This is a genomic window from Streptomyces sp. NPDC107575, from assembly GCF_055657265.1.
In genome coordinates, this window is record NZ_JBVKBG010000007.1 from 252,310 (window position 1) to 271,978 (window position 19,669).

Here is a 19,669-nt window from a genome sequence, read left to right on the forward strand (position 1 = left end):
CCCGCGGTCGTGCGTGTCGTCTCGCTCGTGCCGTCCCTGACGGAGGCGGTCGCCGTGACGCTGCCCGGAGTGCTCGTCGGGGCGACCGACTGGTGCACGCATCCGGCGGATCTCGACGTGGCCCGGATCGGCGGCACCAAGAGCCCCGACGTGCGGGCCGTCGTCGCGCTGCGCCCGGATCTCGTCGTCGCCAACGAGGAGGAGAACCGGCCGGCGGACCTCGTCGAGCTGCGCGCGGCGGGCGTCGAGGTGCTGGTCACCGAGGTACGCGAACTGCCCGATGCAGTACGGGAGTTGGACCGGATGCTGCGGGCCTGCGGGGCGGTGGCGCGGCCGGGGTGGCTGGATGCGGCGGAGGCGGCCTGGGGTGAACTCCCGCTCCCTGGGCGTCGGTTGACGGCCGTCGTGCCGATCTGGCGGCGGCCGTGGATGGTGCTCGGCCGGGACACCTTCGCGGGGGATCTGCTCGCCCGGCTCGGCGTCGACAACGTGTACGCGGGGCACGCCGAGCGCTACCCGCGGGTCTCCCTCGACGAACTCCGGGCCCGGCGGCCGGACGTGGTGGTCCTCCCGGACGAGCCGTACCGCTTCACGCGGGACGACGGCCCGGAGTGCTTCGACGGGGCGAGCGCGCTGGTCAGCGGGCGCCATCTGACCTGGTACGGGCCGTCGTTGGCGGAGGCGGCGGGCGTGCTCAGTGCGGCGCTGCGAGCAGCCGTCCGCTGAACACGCCGCGCGCCGTGTGGGCGGCGGCGACGAGCCAGACCGCCACCAACCCCGCGTAGAGGACGACCGCGAGGCCGTCGAACACCGCGAGGCCCGTGTGCTTGCCGAGCCCCTCCGCGCCGGTCACGCAGGTGCCGACGGGGAAGGTGAACGCCCACCACGTCATCGCGAAGCCCATGCCCCGGCGGCGCGCCCGCAGCACCATCGCCAGGGCGAGCGCCATCCACAGCAGGGCGAAGCCCAGCACCGGCACCCCGTACAGCACGGCGAAGGCGGTGAAACCGTCGGCGTACGAGGCGGGGAGCACGCCGCCCGCGACATCGGCGAACTTGTTGGCCGCGGTCGTCGACTGGCCCAGCGGGCCGAGGACGAGGAACAGCGTCGGGGTCAGCAGCAGGGGCAGCGGGCCCGCCGTGACGAGCCGCGCGAAGATCACCGGCAGCATGACCAGGGTCGCGAGCAGGCTCAGGCCGAACATGGCGTAACAGGCGACCAGCAGGGTCTGCTGCGCCTGCCCCGCCGGAAGATGCGGCACCAGGAGCGGGCCCACGGCGGCCGACACCATCGGCGCGACGACCGGCAGCAGCCACACCGGCGAGGCATCCTCGGCGGCGATGCGGTGCCGGACGACCATCAGATACGGGATGGCGACCGCCGCGACCAGCCCGATGGCCGTGCCCGCCGTGAACAGCACGACGTCCACGGCGACGGCCGCTTCGAGGCCGATCCAGTCCTGGCCCACGAGCACCGTGCCCGCGCCCACCGCGAGGAGCGCCATCGACAGGCAGCCGTAGAACGGCGCCGCCGTCGGGTCAAGGAGCTGCTCCCTGGCCCGGTCGCGGTGGTGCGTCCAGTGCAGGGCGCGCGCGCCGAGGAGGACGAGCAGCAGCACGAACGACAGGGCCCAGACCACCGTGAGGGCCGTGCGCAGGCCCGCGAAGTGGACGGGCAGCGTGGCGCCGGCGTTGGCGATGATCGCGGTGCCCATGACGGAGGCGTACCAGTTCGGGCCGAGCTGCCGGACGGCGGCGCGGACGCCGGTCACGGGGAGCGGGAGGGGGCGGGGCGAAGGGTGGGCGGCGGTGACCATGGTCCTACGGTCCCGCCGGCCATCGGCCCCCACCAGGGACGATCTCGCTATGAGCGCATAACCTGGCCTTATGAGCCAGGAGCAGACAGGGATCACGGAGCAGGCGCCGGACGCGGGGCTCGCGCACCGCGTGCCCGAACTCGGCGCGCTGCAACTGCTCCTCGCGGTGGCCCGCCTCGGCAGCCTCGGCGCGGCCGCCCGGGCCCTCGGCATCACGCAGCCTGCCGCGAGCAGCCGGATCCGGTCGATGGAGCGGCAGCTCGGGCTCGCCCTCGTCGACCGCTCGCCGCGCGGCTCCCGGCTCACCGACAGCGGGGCGCTCGTCACGGACTGGGCCCGGCCCATCGTGGAGGCGGCCGAGCAGTTCGACGCGGGGGCCTCCGCGCTGCGGGACCGGCGCGATTCGCGGCTGCGGGTGGCGGCGAGCATGACGATCGCCGAGTATCTGCTGCCGCGGTGGCTGATCGCGCTGCGCGGCGAGCGGCCCGACACGGCGGTGTCGCTGCTCGCGGGGAACTCGACGGTGGTGGCGGAGCGGCTGCTCGGCGGCGAGGCGGATCTCGGGTTCGTGGAGGGGGTCACGGTGCCCGCGGGGCTCGACTCGGCGGTCATCGCGCACGACCGGCTGATCGTGGTGGTCGCGCCGGGGCATCCGTGGGCGCGGCGGCGGAAGCCGTTGGCGGCGGGGGAGTTGGCGGCGACGCCGCTCATTCTTCGTGAGGAGGGGTCGGGGACGCGGCAGGTCCTGGATGCGGCCCTCGGTGGGCTGGCCCGGCCGCTGATCGAGTTGTCGTCGACGACCGCGGTGAAGTCGGCGGCGGTGAGCGGGGCGGGGCCCTCCGTGCTGAGCGAGTTGGCGGTGGGGGAGGAGCTTGCGGGGCGGCGGCTGGTGGAGATTCCGTTGGAGGGGGCGGAGTTGGCGCGGGAGCTGCGGGCGGTGTGGCCGACGGGGCACCTGCCGGTGGGGCCTGCGCGGGACCTGCTGTCGCTCACCCGTTCTGGCTGAGGCTGCGATGGGGTTGCGGTCGCGGGGCGCTGCCCCGGGCCCCGCTGCTCAATCGCCGCAGGGGCTTGATTTTTGGTTACTCGCCGCCGAGAGGGCATGAAATGGTCGCTCGTCGCCGAGCGCGCATGAGGTGGTCGCTCGCTGCCGAGAGTGCTTGGATCCGGCTTGGTGGAAACTCGGTGGCGGCCCCGCGGCCGTTGACGTCACGATCGGTTGATGACTTACGTGCCTTCTGCCGCCGGTGTGCGTGCCCCATGGAGTGCGCTCCCTGAGGCTGTCCGTGTCGGGGTCGAGGGCGTGCTCGGGGCTGCTGTCGTGGAGGCCGTGACGCAGGATGGTGGGTTTTCGCCCGGGGTTGCCGCGCGGGTTGTGCTCGGTGATGGGCGGCGGGCGTTCGTGAAGGCCGTCAGTGCCGAGGTGAATCCGGTCAGTCCGAACTTTCACCGGCGGGAGGCGCGCAATGCCGCCGCGCTGCCCGACGAGGTGCCCGCTCCCCGGCTGCTCGGTGTGTACGACGACGGGACCTGGGTCGCCCTCGCCTTCGAGGACGTGGCGGGGCGGCAGCCCCAAGTGCCTTGGAGAGCGGGGGAGTTGGCGCGGGTGCTGGACGGCGTGGGGGAGCTGGCCCGGGTGCTCACGCCCGCCCCGTTCGCCGCGCGTGCCGTCGGTGAGGAACTCGGTGAGCGGTTCAACGGGTGGCGGGTGCTGGTCGACGAGGGACGGGTGGCGGAGGCGGGGCTCGACCCGTGGACCGTCCGCAACGTCGAGTGGCTGGCCGAACTCGCCGCGCCCTGGGGCGGGTTCGCCTCCGGTGACACGCTCGCGCACGCCGACCTGCGCGCCGACAACATGCTGCTCACCGAGGGCGGCGTCGTCTTCGTCGACTGGCCGCACGCCGTGCGCGCCGCCGCCTGGTTCGATCTGCTGCTCATGCTGCCGTGCGTCAGGGCGCAGGGCGGGCCGGAGCCCGAGGAGGTCTTCGCGGGGCATCCGCTCGGGCGTGCGGCTGAGCCGGAGGGCGTCACGCGGAGCCTTGCGGCGCTCGCCGGGTTCTTTCTGGAGCACGCGGCCCGGCCCGCGCCGCCCGGGCTGCCCACCCTGCGGCCCTTCCAGCGCGCGCAGGGCGTCGCCGCCCTGGCCTGGCTGAGGGACCGGCTCAGAAACCGTGCGGCGTACCCGCTGCCCGTACCAGACCTTCCGTGACCCGCGCGTCCTCGCCCATCTCGGGGTGCCACTGCACGCCCATCACCCAGGACATGCCGGGGAGTTCGACCGCCTCCACCGTGCCGTCGTCCGCGTGGGCCGAGGCGACCAGGCCCCTGCCGAGGCGGTCGACCGCCTGGTGGTGGTAGGTCGGGACCTCGGCGGGCTCCGGGACGAGGTCGCCGTAGCGGGTGCCCGGCACCGGGGTGACGGTGTGGGTGCCGAAGGTGCCCGTCTCCTTCACGTGGCCCTCGATGTGCTGCGTGAGCGTGCCGCCGAGGGCGACGTTGAGCAGCTGCATGCCGCGGCAGATGCCGAGCAGCGGCGTCCCGGACGTCAACGCGGCCCGGATCAGGGCGAGTTCCCACGCGTCCCGCTCCGTGGCCGCCGGGCCCGTGCGCGGATCGCGCTCGGCGCCGTACCGGCCCGGGTCCACGTCGGGGCCGCCCGCCACGATCACCCCGTCGAGCCGGGCCACCACCGACGGCGCGTGCTTCGGGTCGTCCGGGGGCGTCATCGCGGCGAGCCCGCCCGACTCCTGCACAAGCCGCGGGTAGCCGACGGGCAGCAGTGCCGCGGGCAGCTCCCAGATGCCCCAACTGGCCTTGTTCTCCAGGTAGGTGCTGATGCCGATCAGCGGCCTGCTCACCATGGTGTCGCGCTCCCCGATGCCGTTCCCCGAGCCGTACGTGCCAAGCACCCGAGCGTACGAGATCACGGAGCGCGCCACCGGGGCGTTCAGCATGCGGGCAGCGCCACCGGGGCAGTGTCCACTCGGCGTGCCCCGTGGCTGCTTCCTTGGTGGCGGCCCGGCGATTACGTTGTGGTTCCGGTTGACCTGAGGAGGATCTTCCCGTGGCAGACCGCACACCCCCGATGGCCGTGGAGGAGCTGCACGCCCTCGTCGCGAGCGGCGAGATCGACACCGTGGTCCTCGCGTTCCCCGACATGCAGGGCCGTCTCCAGGGCAAGCGCTTCGCCGCCCGCTTCTTTCTCGACGAGGTCCTCGAACACGGCACGGAGGGCTGCAACTATCTGCTCGCCGTCGACACCGAGATGAACACCGTCGACGGCTACGCGATGTCCTCCTGGGAGCGGGGATACGGCGACTTCGCCATGCGCCCCGACCTGACCACGCTGCGCCGCGTGCCCTGGAACGCGGGCACCGCCATGCTCACCGCCGACCTCGCCTGGGACGACGGCTCCCCGGTCGTCGCCGCGCCCCGGCAGGTCCTGCGCCGCCAGCTGGAGCGCCTCGCCGAGCTCGGGCTCACCGCCCAGGTCGGCACCGAGCTCGAGTTCATCGTCTTCAAGGACACGTACGAGCAGGCGTGGGACGCCGACTATCGCGGCCTTACGCCGGCCAATCAGTACAACATCGACTACTCCGTCCTCGGCACCGGGCGCATCGAGCCGCTGCTGCGCCGCATCCGGAACGAGATGGCGGGCGCGGGCCTCACCGTCGAGTCCGCCAAGGGGGAGTGCAACCCCGGGCAGCACGAGATCGCCTTCCGCTACGCCGAGGCCCTCGCCACCTGCGACCAGCACGCCATCTACAAGACCGGCGCCAAGGAGATCGCCGCGCAGGAGGGCTGCTCGCTCACCTTCATGGCGAAGTACAACGAGCGAGAAGGCAACTCCTGCCACATCCATCTGTCGCTCGCCGACACCGATGGTGTGAACGTCATGGCCGGTCCCGGCGGGCACGGCATGTCCGAGGTCATGCGGCACTTCCTCGCAGGGCAGCTCGCCGCGCTGCGCGACTTCTCCCTCCTGTACGCGCCGAACATCAACTCCTACAAGCGGTTCCAGCCGGGTTCCTTCGCGCCGACCGCCGTCGCCTGGGGGCACGACAACCGCACCTGCGCGCTGCGCGTCGTCGGCCACGGCCGCTCGACCCGCTTCGAGAACCGGCTCCCCGGCGGGGACGTGAACCCGTACCTCGCCGTCGCCGGGCTCGTCGCGGCGGGCCTGCACGGCGTCGAGAACAAGCTGCCGCTCCCCGAGGCCTGCGCCGGGAACGCCTACACCGCCGACTACGCGCACGTCCCCGCCACCCTGCGCGAGGCCGCCGAGCTCTGGGAGAACAGCCCCCTCGCCAAGGCCGCCTTCGGGGACGAGGTCGTCGCCCACTACCGCAACATGGCGCGCGTCGAGCTCGACGCGTACGACGCCGCCGTCACCGACTGGGAACTCCGCCGGGGATTCGAGAGGCTGTGAAAGGGAGCGCTTTGCTGCACGTACTGAACCCGGCCACGGAAGAGCTCGTGGCCACCGTCCCGCCCGCCACCCGTGACGACGTCGACTCCGCCGTCGTCCGCGCCACCGGCGCACAGCGCGCCTGGGCGGCGGCCGCCCCCGCCGACCGGGCGCGCCTGCTGCGCCGCTTCGCCGCCACCGTCGACCAACACCTCGAAGAACTCGCTCAGTTGGAGGTCCGCGAGGCGGGCCACCTCATCGGCAACGCCCGCTGGGAGGCCGGGAACGTACGCGATCTCCTGGAGTACGCGGCCGGGGGCGTCGAGCGCCTGACCGGGCGGCAGATCCCGGTGGCCGGCGGCCTCGACGTCACGCTCCTCGAACCGCTCGGCGTCGTCGGTGTCATCGCGCCGTGGAACTTCCCGATGCCGATCGTCGCCTGGGGCACGGCCCCCGCCCTCGCGGCGGGCAACGCGGTCATCCTCAAGCCCGCGGAGACGACCCCGCTGACCGCCCTGCGGCTCGCCGAACTCGCCCTGGAGGCCGGGCTCCCCGAGGGCCTCTTCCAGGTGCTGCCGGGGGAGGGCCCGGTCGCGGGCGACGCCCTCGTCGAGCACCCGGGCGTGGCCAAGATCGTGTTCACCGGCTCCGCCCGCGTCGGCAAGCAGGTCATGGCCAAGTGCGCCGACCGTGTGAAGCGCGTGACCCTCGAACTCGGCGGCAAGAGCCCGAACATCGTGTTCGCCGACGCGGACGTCGAGGCCGCGGCCCTCGCCACCCCCATGTCGTTCCTCGACAACTCCGGGCAGGACTGCTGCGCCCGCACCCGCATCCTCGTCCAGCGGTCCGTGCACGACAGGTTCCTGGAGCTGCTCGCCCCGGCCGTCGAATCGGTCGTCGTCGGCGACCCGTCCGACGAGAAGACGCAGATGGGGCCGCTCATCTCCCAGGCGCAGCTGGAGCGGGTGCGCTCCTACGTCCCGCTGTGCGAGCCCGCGATCAGGGGCGCCGCCCCACAGGGCCCCGGCTTCTGGTTCCCGCCCACCGTCCTCACCGGCGCCGCCCCCGACGCCCGCGCCGCCGTCGAGGAGGTCTTCGGCCCGGTCGCCGTCGTCCTCCCCTTCGACGACGAGGCGGACGCCGTACGGCTCGCGAACGCCACCGAGTACGGGCTCTCCGGCTCGATCTGGACCCGCGACGTGGGCCGCGCGCTGCGCGTGTCCGGGGCCGTCCGCGCCGGGAACCTGTCCGTCAACTCGCATGCCAGCGTGCGCTACGGGACCCCGTTCGGCGGATACAAGCAGTCGGGCGTCGGCCGCGAACTCGGCCCCGACGCCCTCGCTGCCTTCACCGAGACCAAGAACGTCTTCATCAGCACGGAGGCCTGAACCACTCATGAGCGAAGACATCATCTGCCGTCGCCTCGTCGGCCGCACCGCCGTCATCACCGGCGCCGGCAGCGGCATCGGCCTCGCCACCGCGCGCCGCCTCGCCTCCGAGGGCGCCCACGTCGTCTGCGGCGACATCGACGAGAGCGCGGGCAAGAAGGCGGCCAAGGAGGTCGGCGGCACCTTCGTGAAGGTCGACGTCACCGACGCCGAGCAGGTAGAGGCGCTGTTCAGGACGGCGTACGACACCTACGGCAGCGTCGACATCGCCTTCAACAACGCGGGCATCTCGCCGCCCGACGACGACTCGATCCTCGACACCGGCCTGGAGGCCTGGAAGCGGGTCCAGGAGGTCAATCTGACGTCCGTGTACCTGTGCTGCAAGGCGGCCATCCCGTACATGAGGCGGCAGGGCAGGGGCTCCATCATCAACACGGCGTCGTTCGTGGCCCGGATGGGCGCCGCCACCTCGCAGATCTCGTACACCGCGTCCAAGGGCGGCGTCCTCGCCATGTCCCGCGAGCTGGGCGTGCAGTTCGCGCGGGAGGGCATCCGGGTCAACGCGCTGTGCCCCGGGCCGGTCAACACCCCGCTCCTCCAGGAGCTGTTCGCGAAGGACCCGGAGCGGGCGGCGCGCCGCCTGGTGCACATTCCGGTCGGCCGGTTCGCCGAGGCGACCGAGATCGCGGCGGCCGTCGCCTTCCTCGCCAGCGACGACGCTGCGTTCGTGAACGCCACCGACTTCCTGGTCGACGGAGGCATTTCAGGCGCGTACGTGACACCGGTGTGAGAACCCTGTGAGCACGGCGCTCACGCGTGTACGGTCCACTCACATGCGTAACAGACATGTTGCCGCGTGGACCTCGGTCGCGGCCGCCGCCCTGATGGCGGCCGCGAGCCTCACCACACCTGCGGCCGCCGCCACGTCCGCACGGCCCACCGCCGCCAAGTGCCCCCAGCTGTCGACGAAGCTGCCCTGGTACGGCCAGAACCGGGCCAAGCTCCAGCGCATGATCGACGAGCGGGGTATCTGCGGCGGGCACAAGGGCCCGCGTCCCGTCGCCGCGTTCGACTGGGACAACACCGTCAGCAAGAACGACGTCACCGACGCGACCATCGCCTGGTCGCTCAAGCACGACAAGATCCTGCGGCCCGCTAGCTGGAAGAAGACCAGCAAGTGGATGACCGACGACGCCGACAAGGCGCTCACCGCCGCCTGCGGCACGGACGTCCCGGTGGGCGCCCCGCTGCCCACCTCCACCGACACCGACTGCACGGACGAGATCTTCAACATCCGTGAGTCCGGCAAGACGATGAGCGGCGCCGCCGCCTTCGCCGGCGAGTGGAACCACCGCCGCACCGTGCCCCAGTACGCCTGGGTGCCCCAGCTGTTCGCGGGCCACACCGTCCCCGAACTGGAGTCGTACGCGGCCGCCGCCCGCGCCGAGGCGCTCGCCGCGCCCGTCGGCTCCACGCAGAAGCTCGGCACGCACACCATCCCCGGCTACGTGCGCTATTACGAGCAGCAGCGCGACCTGATCCGTACGCTGCAGCGGGCCGGCTTCGACGTCTACATCGTCTCCGCCGGGTCCGAGCCGGTGACCGAAGTGTGGTCGAAGGGTGTCGGCATCGACCGCAAGCACACCATCGCCATCCGCTCGATCCTCGACGACAAGGGCCGCATCACCACGTACAACGAGGGCTGCGGCGGCGTCGGTGTGAACAAGGGCGAGGCCATCCCGTACATCGACGGCAAGCGCTGCTGGATCAACCAGGACATCTTCCACGTCAAGGGGAAGGCGGCCTGGGAGAAGCAGCGCTGGCACAAGCGCATCGCGCTCGGCGGCGGTGACGCCGACACCGACGTGACCTTCGTCGGCGACGCCACCGGCGCCCACCTCGTCCTCAACCGCAACAAGCCCGAGATCATGTGCCGGGCCTACGACAACGCCGACGGACGCTGGGTCGCCAACCCGATGTTCATCGAGCCGCTGCCGCAGAAGTCGGGCACGTACCCGTGCTCCACGGCCGGCTACAACAAGCCGGAGGGCGGCTTCGGCCCGCTGCTCAGGGACGACGGTTCGGTCGTCCCCGACCAGGTCGACGCCATCCACGGATAGGTCCGCCGCGGGCGGGGGCTACAGGAACGTGTAGCCCTCGCCCCGGTACGTCGGCACCGTCTCCACGACACGGTCGCCCGACACCAGCCGCAGCGTCTCGAACCGCTCGCACAGCTCCCCGGCCTTCGCGTGCCGGAACCACACCTTGTCCCCGATGAGCAGGTCGTCCGCGGCCGAGCCGAGCAGCGGCGTCTGCACCTCGCCGGGGCCCTCCTGCGGGTCGTAGCGCAGCCCCTCGGGCAGATACGGCACCGGAAGCCGGTCGCCGCCCGCCGCGCCCGAGGCCGGATAACCGCCGCCGAGCACGGTGACGACACCGACGCCCGGCCTGCGCACCACGGGCTGCGCGAACAGCGCCGCCGGACGCCCCGTGAACGACGTGTAGTTGTCGAAGAGCCGCGGGACGTAGAGCCCCGACCCCGCCGCGATCTCGGTCACGGCCGCCTCCGCCGCCGTGTGCTGCACGCTCCCCGTGCCGCCCCCGTTCACGAACTCCAGGTCGGGCGCCACGGCCCGCACGGCGCGCACCACTTCGGCCCGCCGCACTGCCAGCTCCTTGCGCGCCGCCGCCTGCATCAGCCGGATCGCCCGCGACCGCACCGGCCGCCCGGCCAGCGAGTCCCCGACGCCCGCGACATGACCCTCGTACGCCATGATCCCGGCGAGCCGGAAGCCGGGGCGGCGGGTCACGACGCGGGCCAGGTCGGCGAGTTGGGAGGGCGTACGCAGCGGTGACCTGAGCGCGCCGACCCGGACGCGGCCGCCGAGCGTCCGCCACGAGGTGTCCAGCTCGATACAGACCCGGATCTCCTCCTGACCGCCGTCCCGCGCGCCCTCGATGAGCCTGAGCTGCGCCGGGTCGTCGACCATCACGGTCACGGCCGCCGCGAGCTTCGGGTCGTGCGCCAGCTCCGCGAAGCCGGAGCGGTCGGCCGAGGGGTAGGCGAGGAGCACGTCGTCGAACCCGGAGCGCGCGAGCCACAGCGACTCGGCGAGGGTGAACGACATGATCCCGGCGAAGCCCGGCCTCGCCAGCACCCGTTCCAACAGGGCGCGGGAGCGCACGGACTTGCTGGCGACGCGAATCGGCTTGCCGGCGGCCCGGCGCACCAGGTCGTCGGCGTTGGCGTCGAACGCGTCCAGGTCGACGATCGCCAGGGGGGCGTCGAGATGAGCGGTGGCCCGGTCGTACCGGGCCCGATCGGCGGCGCGCGGTGTCATGGCCGAAGCCTGCCAGACAGGATTACCGCAGGGTAGGGGGACGGATGGTGATGGATCGGTCGATCCCGTGTGCGCGGTACGCGTTGACCTGGCCGGGCCCGTTAGAGTGACGCGCACGTTGGCTTGAGAAGACGGGGGAGGCATGAGTACGGAAGCCCGACGCGTCCCACCGCGCCCCTCGACCCCGCCCCGGCCCACCGAACTTCCCCCCACGGCCCCACCGTTGCCTCCCACACCCCCACCACCGTCCCCGTCGACCCGCCTCCCGGACGCGGCACCGCCCGCGTCGACGGGCACGCCACTCCCGCCGGAGGCGCCGACCGAGTCCACGACGAGGTTGCGGCCTGTTCCGGATGGGCAAGATCCAGCCCCTGCGGCGTTTGAGCAGCGGGGTCCGGGTCAGAGCCCCGCGACCGTACCCCCGATGCCGCCCACGCCACCGCCACCGCCACGCCGCCCCATAGGCACGGTCGACCTGACCCCGCGCCCGGAATCCGCCGGCAGGCCCTTCGTGAGGTTCGCGCCCCCGCAGCACTACGACGACCGCACCACCCTGCTGCGCCCCATCGGCGCCCGCCTGAAGCCCCGCACCGCCGCCATCGCGGCCTGCCTCGTGCTCGGCCTCGGCCTCATCGGCGGCGCCACCACGGGCTCCCTGCTCACCGGCGACGACAGCGGCCCCCCGTCCGTACAGACCGCGTACCGCGAGGCGGGCCAGCTCTGGCACGGCGTACCCGTCGACGAGCTGTTCCCGCGCACGCTCAAGGGCGGGGGCGCGGGCCCCGGCAGAGCCGACCGCACCTGGACCCGGATAGCCGTCGCCCCCGACGCGACCTGCGCGGACGCCTTCGACCCGCTGCTGCACAAGGCACTGCGCTCGGCCGGCTGTCTGCGCCTGCTGCGCGCCACGTACGCCGACGCCACACAGAGCAGCGTCACCACGGTCGGCCTGATGTTCACCAAGGCCGACGCGGAGGCCACCCAGGCGCTGCGCTCCCGCTTCATGGAACAGGGCCTGGACCGGCGCGACGACCTGATGCCCCGGCCCTACGCCGCCAAGGGCACCCTCGCCGCCGGCTTCGGCGACCGCCAGCGCGCGTCCTGGGCGATCAACATCCTCACCGACGCCCCCGTCGTCGTCTACGCGGTCTCCGGCTTCGCCGACGGCCGCACCGTCAGCGAGCCGCAACCCGCCGCCGACGCCATGAAGCCCGGCGCCACCAGCGCCCCCGCCCAGGCGGGCCTCGGCCACGACGCGCAGGGCGTCGCCGACCGGATCGAACGCGACCTGCGCAAGACGGTCAAGAAGACCGCGGACCGGGACACGGAGCAGTAGCCGTCATGAAGCGTCAGCACACGATCGCCGCGATCGGCACCGCGGCCGTCCTCGCGCTGCTCCCCTCGACCGCGGCGCACGCCGACTCGGTCCGCGCCCAGCAGTGGGGCCTCACCGCGCTGCACACCGACGAGGCCTGGAAGACGACGCGCGGCAAGGGCGTCACGGTCGCCGTCCTGGACACCGGCGTCGACGACGAGCACCCGGACCTCGAGGGCAGCGTGCTGCCCGGCAAGGACCTCATCGGCTTCGGTGCCGAGCGCGGCGACCGCCCCTGGGCCCGGCACGGCACCGCCATCGCGGGCATCATCGCGGGCCACGGGCACGGCAAGGACGACGGTGACGGCGTCATGGGCGTCGCCCCGCAGGCGAGGATCCTGCCGGTCCGGGTGATCCTGGAGGACGGCGACCCGTCCCGCTCGAAGGCCCGCGAGTCCCGGGGCAACGCCCTGGCGGAGGGCATCCGCTGGGCCGCCGACCACGGCGCCGACGTCATCAACCTCTCCCTCGGCGACGACTCGAACACCGCGCACCCCGAGGCCAGCGAGGACGCCGCCGTCCAGTACGCGCTGAAGAAGGGCGTCTCCGTCGTCGCCTCCGCGGGCAACGGCGGCGAGCAGGGCGACCGCGCCTCCTACCCGGCCGCGTACCCCGGCGTCATCACCGCCACGGCCGTCGACTCGACCGGCGCCCGCGCCTCGTTCTCCACCCGCCGCTGGTACGCCTCCGTCGCCGCGCCGGGCCGGGGCATCGTCACGGCCGACCCCGACCGCAAGTACTACTCGGCGTGGGGGACGAGCGCCGCCTCCGCGTTCGTGTCCGGCGCCGTCGCCCTGGTCCGCTCCGCCCACCCCGGGCTGAGCCCCGCGCAGGTCAAGAAGCTCATGGAGGACACGGCCGAGGATCCGCCCACGGGCGGCCGCGACGACTCCCGCGGCTTCGGCCTCGTCGACCCGGCCGCCGCGATCACCGCGGGCGCGAAGCTGAAACCGCAGCGCCTGACCCCGGCCGCGTACGGCGAGAAGTACTTCGGCCCCGGCCCCGACGACGACTCCGACGGTTCCCTCGCCACCTGGGCGGGGACGCTCGCGGGCGCCGTCGGGGTGCTGCTGCTCGGCGCGGCCGGCTACCTGTGGCGCGGCCACCGCCTCATCCGCCGCCGCTGACCACCTGGACGGCCGCCCGCGCCACGTTCTCGACGAGGCTGATGCCCGCTTCCTTGGTGGCGCTGCCGTGGGAGACGACGGCCACCAGGTACCGCTTTCCGTCGACGGTGACCTGCCCGACGCTGTTGATGTCCCACAGCCCGGTGGTGCTGCGCGGCAGCCAGCCGTTCTTCAGCGCGGTGCCGCTGTCCCCGGCCGCGGACACGCCCCACGCCTGGTCGCTCTCCACCTTGCCCATGAGCTTCTGGACGTACGCCCGCGAGTCCTCGCTCAGCACGAGGCCGTCGCCGACCCCGAACACCTGCTTGAGCAGCGTCAGTTGATCAGCCGCGGTGGTCTGCGTCAGCCCCCAAAGACCGTCGTCGCCACCGCTGGTCCCGGTCAGCCCGAGCCGCTTGTTCGCGGCGTCGAGCCCGTCGGCCCCGCCCAGCTCGTTCCAGAGCGCGGTCGTCGCGGCGTTGTCGCTGCTCTCGATCATCGCGGCGGCGTACGTCCGCTCCTGGGCGGTCGGCGTCCGCCCCTCGTCCTGTGCCCGAAGCAGCAGCGCGGCGAGCACGTCGACCTTCACGATGCTCGCGGTGTCGTAGGTCCCGTCACCCGACGCGTACGAGGCGCCGGTCCCGCCCGTCTCGTCGTACACGGCCACGGACACCTCGCCGTCGTGCCCCTGCACCGCCGCCTTCACGGCCTCGGCCAGCTCTGCGTCCTTGTCCACGGTCGTGGAGCTCCTCTCGGTGGCCGCGGCGTGCGAGACCAGGGCGGTCACGTCGTGCGGGCGCGCCTGCGCCCAGACCGTAGTGCCGGCGGCAGCGGTGACGAGGACGGCGGCGGTCGCGGCGGCACGGCGTCTCTTGGTTCGGCGGGGCATGCCGCGATGCTCGGCCGCCCCGCTGTGCGGACCCTGAGCCGCGTCTCAGGGTCCGCTGAGAATGGGGGCGCACCCGCTCGGTAGGCTCGGTGAACGTGGCGAACAAGAACATTCCCGACTCCGGCTTCTCCGACGACGACGGTACGGCGGACCCGCGCCTGACCGAGGCCCTGGCCGCGTGGTCGCGGGACCGCACGGCGCACGGCCCGGTCCTGGCCGCGCTCAAGGGCACCCGGCTGCTCGTCCCGGTGGTCGCCGTGCTCGGCGAGGTCGAGGAGGACGAGAACGGACTGCGCCGCGAGAAGACCAGCGACATGGCGGTCCCGACCCTGAAGGCCGCGGGCCGCAAGGCGCTCCCCGCCTTCACCTCGATCGCGTCGCTCGCCCTGTGGGACCCGGAGGCCCGCCCGGTCGCCGTCCCGCTGCACCAGGCGCTCCAGGCCGCCGCCCACGAGAAGGCCGACACCGTCGTCCTCGACGTCGCGGGCCCCGTCCCGTACGAGCTGTCGGGTCCGGCCCTGTACGCCGTCGCGGAGGGCCGCACCGAGGCGGACCCGCTCGCCGACCCGGCCGTCCAGGAGGCCGCGCGCGCCGCGGTCGCCGCCGAGCCGTCCGTGGCCCGCGCCTACCTGGGCCCCGGCGAGTCGGACGGCACGCTCGCCCTGGTCGTCGACACCGGCGCCGACGTCCAGACCACGGCCCGGGCCGTCGCCACCCGCATCGCCGCCGACGAAACACTGAGGGCCCGCCTGGTGCGCGGCCTCGACCTGGCACTCCTGCCGGTCGAGGCGACGCCGCCGGGCGAGCCCCTCTACGTACGTCAGTGATGTCGGCTACGTACGTAGTACGTAGCGGTGTGCTGCTCAGCCGTACACGGGCCCCGTGTACTTCTCGCCGGGGCCCTTGCCCGGCTCGTCCGGCACGACGGACGCCTCGCGGAACGCGAGCTGCAGCGACTTCAGGCCGTCCTTCAGGGGAGCGGCGTGGAAGGAGCTGATCTCCGTCGCGCTGCCGTCGAGCAGGCCCGCCAGGGCGTGGATCAGCTTGCGCGCCTCGTCGAGGTCCTTGTGGGCGTCGCCCTCCTCGGTGAGGCCGAGCTTCACCGCGGCGGCGCTCATCAGGTTCACCGCGACCGTCACGATGACTTCTACGGCGGGCACCTCGGCGATGTCGCGGGTCAGCGCGTCGTAGTCGGGGTTGTCGGTTGCGGGGGTCGCGTCACTCATGGGCCCCACGATATGTCGCGCGCACTCGATTGGGCGCACCCCCCAAACCCTGCTAACCTTGTGTAACGACCGGCCGGACGCACGTCCTCTTGGACAGGTGACCGGCCCACAAGTGGAGGCTCCGATCTCCCACCTGACCGCCCGACCAGGGCGGTGGGTCACCGGTCAGACGGTCCCCGTCGTTCCGTACGGACGACGGAACCGTCCGAGATTGCGCCCCGCGGTTCACCGTGGCGGTGCTCCGGTAATTCTTGGAGCCCTGCCTGTGTACCGTCCGGGGCATTTTTTGTGTGTCGGCGCGGTTGGTACATACGTCACAAACGTACGCGGCGGTCCGCCAGGCCGTCGTGTGGTGCTACCGAGGAGGATCCATCAGCGCCGAGCCCCGCATCAACGACCGGATTCGCGTTCCCGAAGTGCGACTTGTCGGTCCCAGCGGCGAGCAGGTCGGGATTGTTCCGCTTGCCAAGGCCCTTGAGCTTGCTCAGGAGTACGACCTCGACCTGGTCGAGGTGGCGGCGAACGCCCGTCCGCCCGTATGCAAGCTCATGGACTACGGGAAGTTCAAGTACGAGTCGGCCATGAAGGCCCGTGAGGCGCGCAAGAACCAGGCGCACACGGTCATCAAGGAGATGAAGCTCCGGCCGAAGATCGACCCGCACGACTATGACACCAAGAAGGGTCACGTCGTCCGGTTCCTCAAGCAGGGCGACAAGGTCAAGATCACGATCATGTTCCGTGGTCGCGAGCAGTCCCGGCCGGAGCTCGGCTTCCGACTGCTGCAGCGTCTCGCGAACGACGTCCAGGACCTCGGGTTCATCGAGTCGAACCCGAAGCAGGACGGCCGAAACATGATCATGGTCCTCGGTCCGCACAAGAAGAAGACCGAGGCGATGGCGGAGGCCCGCGAGGCTCAGGCCGCTCGCAAGGCCGACGCGAAGGCCAACCCCGGCAAGTCGCAGAACGTTGCCGAGGACCAGGCCGACGAGGACGTCGCCGAGACCCCCGCCGAGGCTCCGGCCGAGGCATGATCCGTGCGGCGCACAGCCCGTGCGCCACGGATACCAACTGACACAACTGACGTTCCATCACGGCCGGTTCGAGCCACGCACGGACCGGCCCGGGAACGCCACTGACGAGGAGAGAACGGCGCCATGCCGAAGAACAAGTCGCACAGCGGTGCCAGCAAGCGCTTCAAGGTCACCGGCTCCGGCAAGGTGCTCCGTGAGCGCGCCGGCAAGCGCCACCTGCTCGAGCACAAGTCGTCCCGCGTGACGCGTCGCCTCACCGGCAACGCCGAGATGGCCCCGGGCGACGCCGCGAAGATCAAGAAGCTTCTCGGCAAGTGATGTACGGGCGCAGCAGCGCCCTGTACGTCGGCTAGACCGGGACCCAATCGAATTCGGGTCGGGTGAAGACAACCCCGGCCCCGCTACAAGGAGTTAACAGTGGCACGCGTCAAGCGCGCGGTGAACGCGCACAAGAAGCGTCGGGCGATCCTCGAGCAGGCCAGCGGCTACCGCGGTCAGCGTTCGCGCCTGTACCGCAAGGCGAAGGAGCAGGTCACCCACTCCCTCGTCTACAACTACAACGACCGCAAGAAGCGCAAGGGCGACTTCCGTCAGCTGTGGATCCAGCGCATCAACGCCGCTGCCCGCCAGAACGGCATGACGTACAACCGCCTCATCCAGGGTCTGAAGGCCGCCAACATCGAGGTGGACCGCAAGATGCTGGCCGAGCTGGCCGTGAACGACATCAACGCGTTCGCCGCCCTCGTCGAGGTTGCGCAGAAGGCGCTTCCGGCCGACGTGAACGCGCCCAAGGCTGCGTGAACGCTCCGCTGAGCCGCATGTGACGTGGGACCCGCAAGCCGGTTGGCTTGCGGGTCCCACGTTGTTCGGGCCCCGTCACCGCATGCCGCACCGCACGGGGCTCCGCCCCGGACCCCGCGCCTCAATCGCCGGCGGGGCTTGAACTGCCCACCCTTTCCGAAAGTTAGGCGCATGGTCGCAACGCCCGAGTTGATCTCCCCCAAGTCGCCCCGCGTGGTCGCCGCGCGGCGGCTGGCCAAGCGGAACTTCCGGGGGAAGGAGCGGCTGTTCCTCGCCGAGGGGCCGCAGGCCGTGCGGGAGGCCGCCGCGCACGGGGGGCTCGTCGAGATGTTCGCGACCGTCGACGCAGCGGAGCGCTACGCCGACATCGTCGGTGAGGCCAGGGACGCGGGCGCCCGGGTGCACCTCGCCGAGGAGGGCGTCATCGGGGAGATCTCGACCACCGTCACCCCGCAGGGGCTCGTCGGTGTGTGCCGGTTCCTGGACACCCCGTTCGAGGAGATCCTCGCCGCGCGGCCCAAGCTCGTCGCCGTCCTCGCGCACGTGCGCGACCCCGGGAACGCCGGGACCGTGCTGCGGTGCGCCGACGCCGCGGGCGCCGAGGCCGTCGTGCTGACCGACGCCTCCGTGGATCTGTACAACCCGAAGGCCGTACGGGCCTCCGTCGGTTCGCTGTTCCACCTGCCCGTCGCCGTCGGCGTACCCGTCGAGGAGGCCGTCGCCGGGCTCAAGGAGGCGGGGGTCCGGATCGTCGCCGCCGACGGGGCGGGGGACGACGACCTCGACGCCGAGCTGGACCAGGGGACCATGGGCGCCGCCACCGCGTGGGTGTTCGGCAACGAGGCGTGGGGGCTGCCGGAGGAGACCCGCGCGCTCGCCGACGCCGTCGTGCGCGTGCCCATCCACGGCAAGGCCGAGAGCCTCAACCTCGCGACGGCGGCCGCCGTGTGCCTGTACGCCTCCGCGCGTGCGCAGCGTGCCCCCGGAGGGTGCCGCTCCGTCACTCCCGGCTAGTAGGGTGACTCTTCCGGATCGACCGCCGGGAGGGGGAGCGCGGCAGATGGGCGTCGTCAATGGCAGCGGCTCGCGCGGCCTGACCGGATCCGACGTGTCCGGTCCGGACGGGCTCGCGGCGCTCGGCGTGCACCCCGACGACCTGCCCGACGGCCTCGTCGTCGCGGACGAGCACGGCCGCGTCATCTGCTTCAACGCCGCCGCGCAGCGCATCACCGCGGTTCGCGCGGACACCGCCCTGGACGCACCGCTGGAGCGCGTCCTGCCGTTAGAGGACCTCGAGGGGCGCCGCTGGTGGCAGCTCACCGACCCGTACGGCGGGCTCGCGACCCGGGTCGGGCAGCCGGAGCGGAACCTGCTGCTGCCGGGCGGCCGGGAGGTCCTGGTCACCGCGCGTTACGTGCGCGTCCGGCCGACCGGGCCCGTGCGCCGCGTCGTCGTGTCGCTGCGGGACACCGAGGCCCGGCGGCGCACCGAGCGCAGCCACGCGGAGCTGATCGCCACCGTCGCCCACGAGCTGCGCTCCCCGCTGACCTCGGTCAAGGGCTTCACCGCGACGCTGCTCGCCAAGTGGGAGCGGTTCACGGACGAGCAGAAGCGGCTGATGCTGGAGACGGTCGACGCCGACGCGAACCGGGTGACCCGGCTGATCGCGGAGCTGCTCGACATCTCGCGCATCGACTCCGGCCGGCTCGAACTGCGGCGCCAGCCCGTCGACATCGCGGCCGCCGTCTCCCGGCACATCCAGGCGCACGTCGCCTCGGGCCGGGCGGCCGACCGGTTCCTGCTGCGCGTCAAGCATCCGCTGCCCGACCCGTGGGCCGATCCGGACAAGGTCGACCAGGTGCTGAGCAACTTGCTGGAAAACGCCGTGCGCCACGGTGAGGGAACCGTCACCATTGACGTAGAGCCCACCACGCCCACCGGCACATCGGTCACCGTGTCCGACGAGGGCCCCGGCATCCCGGAGGAGTCCATGAACCGCGTCTTCACCCGCTTCTGGCGGGGCAGCAAGCGCGGCGGGACGGGCCTCGGGCTCTACATCGTCAAGGGCATCGTGGAGGCCCACGGCGGGACGATCACCGTCGGCCGGGCGCCCGGCGGCGGCGCCGAGTTTCGATTTACGTTGCCCGTGGCGACGCCGGCGTATCTCACCAGCTGATCCCCAGCGGACGAGCGCAGGCACCACGGGCGGAACACCCACCCCACCCCCGTTAGACTCGTCCTTTGGCACGTTTGCGTCCCCGCCACTCGACGGCCGTCGAACGCGTCTG

Annotated in this window: 20 protein-coding genes; 15 read left to right on the forward strand and 5 right to left on the reverse strand. The window is 72.4% G+C overall.

Annotation, left to right across the window (positions count from 1 at the left end; all coding sequences use genetic code 11):
* The first annotated feature begins 9 nt into the window (after positions 1-9).
* Positions 10-726, forward strand: coding sequence for a helical backbone metal receptor (locus tag ACZ7L4_RS33550; RefSeq protein WP_472108516.1), 717 nt, complete (start codon positions 10-12; stop codon positions 724-726).
* Here the strand turns inward: ACZ7L4_RS33550 and ACZ7L4_RS33555 are convergent.
* The gene (locus ACZ7L4_RS33555) at positions 695-1,816 is read right to left on the reverse strand and encodes a TDT family transporter (RefSeq protein ID WP_472108518.1); all 1,122 of its coding nucleotides are present in this window, start codon (positions 1,814-1,816) and stop codon (positions 695-697) included. The two genes, ACZ7L4_RS33550 and ACZ7L4_RS33555, sit on opposite strands and share 32 nt — an antisense overlap.
* Before the next feature lie 70 nt (positions 1,817-1,886).
* Between ACZ7L4_RS33555 and ACZ7L4_RS33560 the strand changes: the two genes are divergently transcribed.
* Positions 1,887-2,822, forward strand: a complete 936-nt coding sequence (locus tag ACZ7L4_RS33560) for a LysR family transcriptional regulator (protein ID WP_472108520.1) — start codon at positions 1,887-1,889, stop codon at positions 2,820-2,822.
* A gap of 216 nt (positions 2,823-3,038) precedes the next feature.
* Complete coding sequence (locus tag ACZ7L4_RS33565; RefSeq protein ID WP_472108522.1) at positions 3,039-4,025, forward strand: protein kinase family protein; 987 nt, start codon at positions 3,039-3,041, stop codon at positions 4,023-4,025.
* Here ACZ7L4_RS33565 and ACZ7L4_RS33570 read toward each other — a convergent pair.
* Positions 3,979-4,677 carry a gamma-glutamyl-gamma-aminobutyrate hydrolase family protein gene (locus ACZ7L4_RS33570; RefSeq protein ID WP_472108822.1) on the reverse strand — a complete coding sequence of 233 codons (699 nt, stop codon included), beginning with the start codon at positions 4,675-4,677 and terminating at the stop codon, positions 3,979-3,981. The two genes, ACZ7L4_RS33565 and ACZ7L4_RS33570, sit on opposite strands and share 47 nt — an antisense overlap.
* Before the next feature lie 203 nt (positions 4,678-4,880).
* Between ACZ7L4_RS33570 and ACZ7L4_RS33575 the strand changes: the two genes are divergently transcribed.
* From ACZ7L4_RS33575 to ACZ7L4_RS33590, 4 genes are read left to right on the forward strand one after another with little or no spacing between them, the layout of a single operon-like run.
* Positions 4,881-6,245 carry a glutamine synthetase family protein gene (locus ACZ7L4_RS33575; RefSeq protein WP_472108524.1) on the forward strand — a complete coding sequence of 455 codons (1,365 nt, stop codon included), beginning with the start codon at positions 4,881-4,883 and terminating at the stop codon, positions 6,243-6,245.
* An 11-nt stretch (positions 6,246-6,256) separates the two neighbouring features.
* Positions 6,257-7,612, forward strand: coding sequence for an aldehyde dehydrogenase family protein (locus tag ACZ7L4_RS33580; RefSeq protein ID WP_472108526.1), 1,356 nt, complete (start codon positions 6,257-6,259; stop codon positions 7,610-7,612).
* 7 nt (positions 7,613-7,619) lie between these two features.
* A complete protein-coding gene (locus ACZ7L4_RS33585; protein ID WP_472108528.1) occupies positions 7,620-8,402 on the forward strand; it encodes a 3-oxoacyl-ACP reductase in 783 nt (260 codons plus the stop codon).
* A gap of 43 nt (positions 8,403-8,445) precedes the next feature.
* Positions 8,446-9,732 (forward strand): HAD family hydrolase, encoded by a 1,287-nt coding sequence (locus ACZ7L4_RS33590; RefSeq protein WP_472108530.1) that lies wholly within the window; start codon positions 8,446-8,448, stop codon positions 9,730-9,732.
* A gap of 18 nt (positions 9,733-9,750) precedes the next feature.
* Here ACZ7L4_RS33590 and ACZ7L4_RS33595 read toward each other — a convergent pair whose 3' ends face one another.
* Positions 9,751-10,953 (reverse strand): amino acid deaminase/aldolase, encoded by a 1,203-nt coding sequence (locus tag ACZ7L4_RS33595; RefSeq protein ID WP_472108532.1) that lies wholly within the window; start codon positions 10,951-10,953, stop codon positions 9,751-9,753.
* A 424-nt stretch (positions 10,954-11,377) separates the two neighbouring features.
* On the opposite strand from ACZ7L4_RS33595, the gene ACZ7L4_RS33600 reads away from it, so the two are divergent.
* Positions 11,378-12,289 (forward strand): hypothetical protein, encoded by a 912-nt coding sequence (locus ACZ7L4_RS33600; RefSeq protein ID WP_472108534.1) that lies wholly within the window; start codon positions 11,378-11,380, stop codon positions 12,287-12,289.
* A 5-nt stretch (positions 12,290-12,294) separates the two neighbouring features.
* Positions 12,295-13,455: a type VII secretion-associated serine protease mycosin gene (mycP, locus tag ACZ7L4_RS33605; protein ID WP_472108536.1), complete on the forward strand. Its 1,161-nt coding sequence runs from the start codon at positions 12,295-12,297 to the stop codon at positions 13,453-13,455.
* Here mycP and ACZ7L4_RS33610 read toward each other — a convergent pair.
* Positions 13,439-14,323, reverse strand: coding sequence for a serine hydrolase (locus tag ACZ7L4_RS33610; RefSeq protein ID WP_472108538.1), 885 nt, complete (start codon positions 14,321-14,323; stop codon positions 13,439-13,441). The two genes, mycP and ACZ7L4_RS33610, sit on opposite strands and share 17 nt — an antisense overlap.
* A 95-nt stretch (positions 14,324-14,418) precedes the next feature.
* Between ACZ7L4_RS33610 and ACZ7L4_RS33615 the strand changes: the two genes are divergently transcribed.
* Positions 14,419-15,150, forward strand: coding sequence for an SseB family protein (locus ACZ7L4_RS33615; protein ID WP_472108540.1), 732 nt, complete (start codon positions 14,419-14,421; stop codon positions 15,148-15,150).
* A gap of 36 nt (positions 15,151-15,186) precedes the next feature.
* Here ACZ7L4_RS33615 and ACZ7L4_RS33620 read toward each other — a convergent pair whose 3' ends face one another.
* Positions 15,187-15,549: a DUF1844 domain-containing protein gene (locus ACZ7L4_RS33620; protein ID WP_385759727.1), complete on the reverse strand. Its 363-nt coding sequence runs from the start codon at positions 15,547-15,549 to the stop codon at positions 15,187-15,189.
* A 347-nt stretch (positions 15,550-15,896) separates the two neighbouring features.
* Between ACZ7L4_RS33620 and infC the strand changes: the two genes are divergently transcribed.
* The 5 genes from infC (at position 15,897) to ACZ7L4_RS33645 (ending at position 19,557) form a co-directional block, all read left to right on the forward strand.
* Positions 15,897-16,580: a translation initiation factor IF-3 gene (gene infC, locus ACZ7L4_RS33625; RefSeq protein ID WP_450816079.1), complete on the forward strand. Its 684-nt coding sequence runs from the start codon at positions 15,897-15,899 to the stop codon at positions 16,578-16,580.
* Positions 16,581-16,703: 123 nt separating this feature from the next.
* The gene (rpmI, locus tag ACZ7L4_RS33630; protein WP_004933563.1) at positions 16,704-16,898 is read left to right on the forward strand and encodes a 50S ribosomal protein L35; all 195 of its coding nucleotides are present in this window, start codon (positions 16,704-16,706) and stop codon (positions 16,896-16,898) included.
* A gap of 99 nt (positions 16,899-16,997) precedes the next feature.
* Positions 16,998-17,381: a 50S ribosomal protein L20 gene (gene rplT, locus ACZ7L4_RS33635; RefSeq protein WP_266721589.1), complete on the forward strand. Its 384-nt coding sequence runs from the start codon at positions 16,998-17,000 to the stop codon at positions 17,379-17,381.
* A 171-nt stretch (positions 17,382-17,552) separates the two neighbouring features.
* Positions 17,553-18,395, forward strand: a complete 843-nt coding sequence (locus ACZ7L4_RS33640) for a TrmH family RNA methyltransferase (protein WP_472108542.1) — start codon at positions 17,553-17,555, stop codon at positions 18,393-18,395.
* Positions 18,396-18,441: 46 nt separating this feature from the next.
* Positions 18,442-19,557: a sensor histidine kinase gene (locus ACZ7L4_RS33645; protein WP_472108544.1), complete on the forward strand. Its 1,116-nt coding sequence runs from the start codon at positions 18,442-18,444 to the stop codon at positions 19,555-19,557.
* The last annotated feature ends 112 nt before the right edge of the window (positions 19,558-19,669 follow it).

Coding starts and splice junctions, on each gene's coding strand:
- ACZ7L4_RS33555 (WP_472108518.1), bottom strand. CDS start 1,816: ATGGTCACCGCCGCCCACCCTTCGCCCCGCCCCCTCCCGCTCCCCGTG.
- ACZ7L4_RS33560 (WP_472108520.1), top strand. CDS start 1,887: ATGAGCCAGGAGCAGACAGGGATCACGGAGCAGGCGCCGGACGCGGGG.
- ACZ7L4_RS33565 (WP_472108522.1), top strand. CDS start 3,039: ATGACTTACGTGCCTTCTGCCGCCGGTGTGCGTGCCCCATGGAGTGCG.
- ACZ7L4_RS33570 (WP_472108822.1), bottom strand. CDS start 4,677: ATGGTGAGCAGGCCGCTGATCGGCATCAGCACCTACCTGGAGAACAAG.
- ACZ7L4_RS33585 (WP_472108528.1), top strand. CDS start 7,620: ATGAGCGAAGACATCATCTGCCGTCGCCTCGTCGGCCGCACCGCCGTC.
- ACZ7L4_RS33590 (WP_472108530.1), top strand. CDS start 8,446: ATGCGTAACAGACATGTTGCCGCGTGGACCTCGGTCGCGGCCGCCGCC.
- ACZ7L4_RS33595 (WP_472108532.1), bottom strand. CDS start 10,953: ATGACACCGCGCGCCGCCGATCGGGCCCGGTACGACCGGGCCACCGCT.
- ACZ7L4_RS33600 (WP_472108534.1), top strand. CDS start 11,378: ATGCCGCCCACGCCACCGCCACCGCCACGCCGCCCCATAGGCACGGTC.
- mycP (WP_472108536.1), top strand. CDS start 12,295: ATGAAGCGTCAGCACACGATCGCCGCGATCGGCACCGCGGCCGTCCTC.
- ACZ7L4_RS33610 (WP_472108538.1), bottom strand. CDS start 14,323: ATGCCCCGCCGAACCAAGAGACGCCGTGCCGCCGCGACCGCCGCCGTC.
- ACZ7L4_RS33620 (WP_385759727.1), bottom strand. CDS start 15,549: ATGAGTGACGCGACCCCCGCAACCGACAACCCCGACTACGACGCGCTG.
- rpmI (WP_004933563.1), top strand. CDS start 16,704: ATGCCGAAGAACAAGTCGCACAGCGGTGCCAGCAAGCGCTTCAAGGTC.
- ACZ7L4_RS33640 (WP_472108542.1), top strand. CDS start 17,553: ATGGTCGCAACGCCCGAGTTGATCTCCCCCAAGTCGCCCCGCGTGGTC.
- ACZ7L4_RS33645 (WP_472108544.1), top strand. CDS start 18,442: ATGGGCGTCGTCAATGGCAGCGGCTCGCGCGGCCTGACCGGATCCGAC.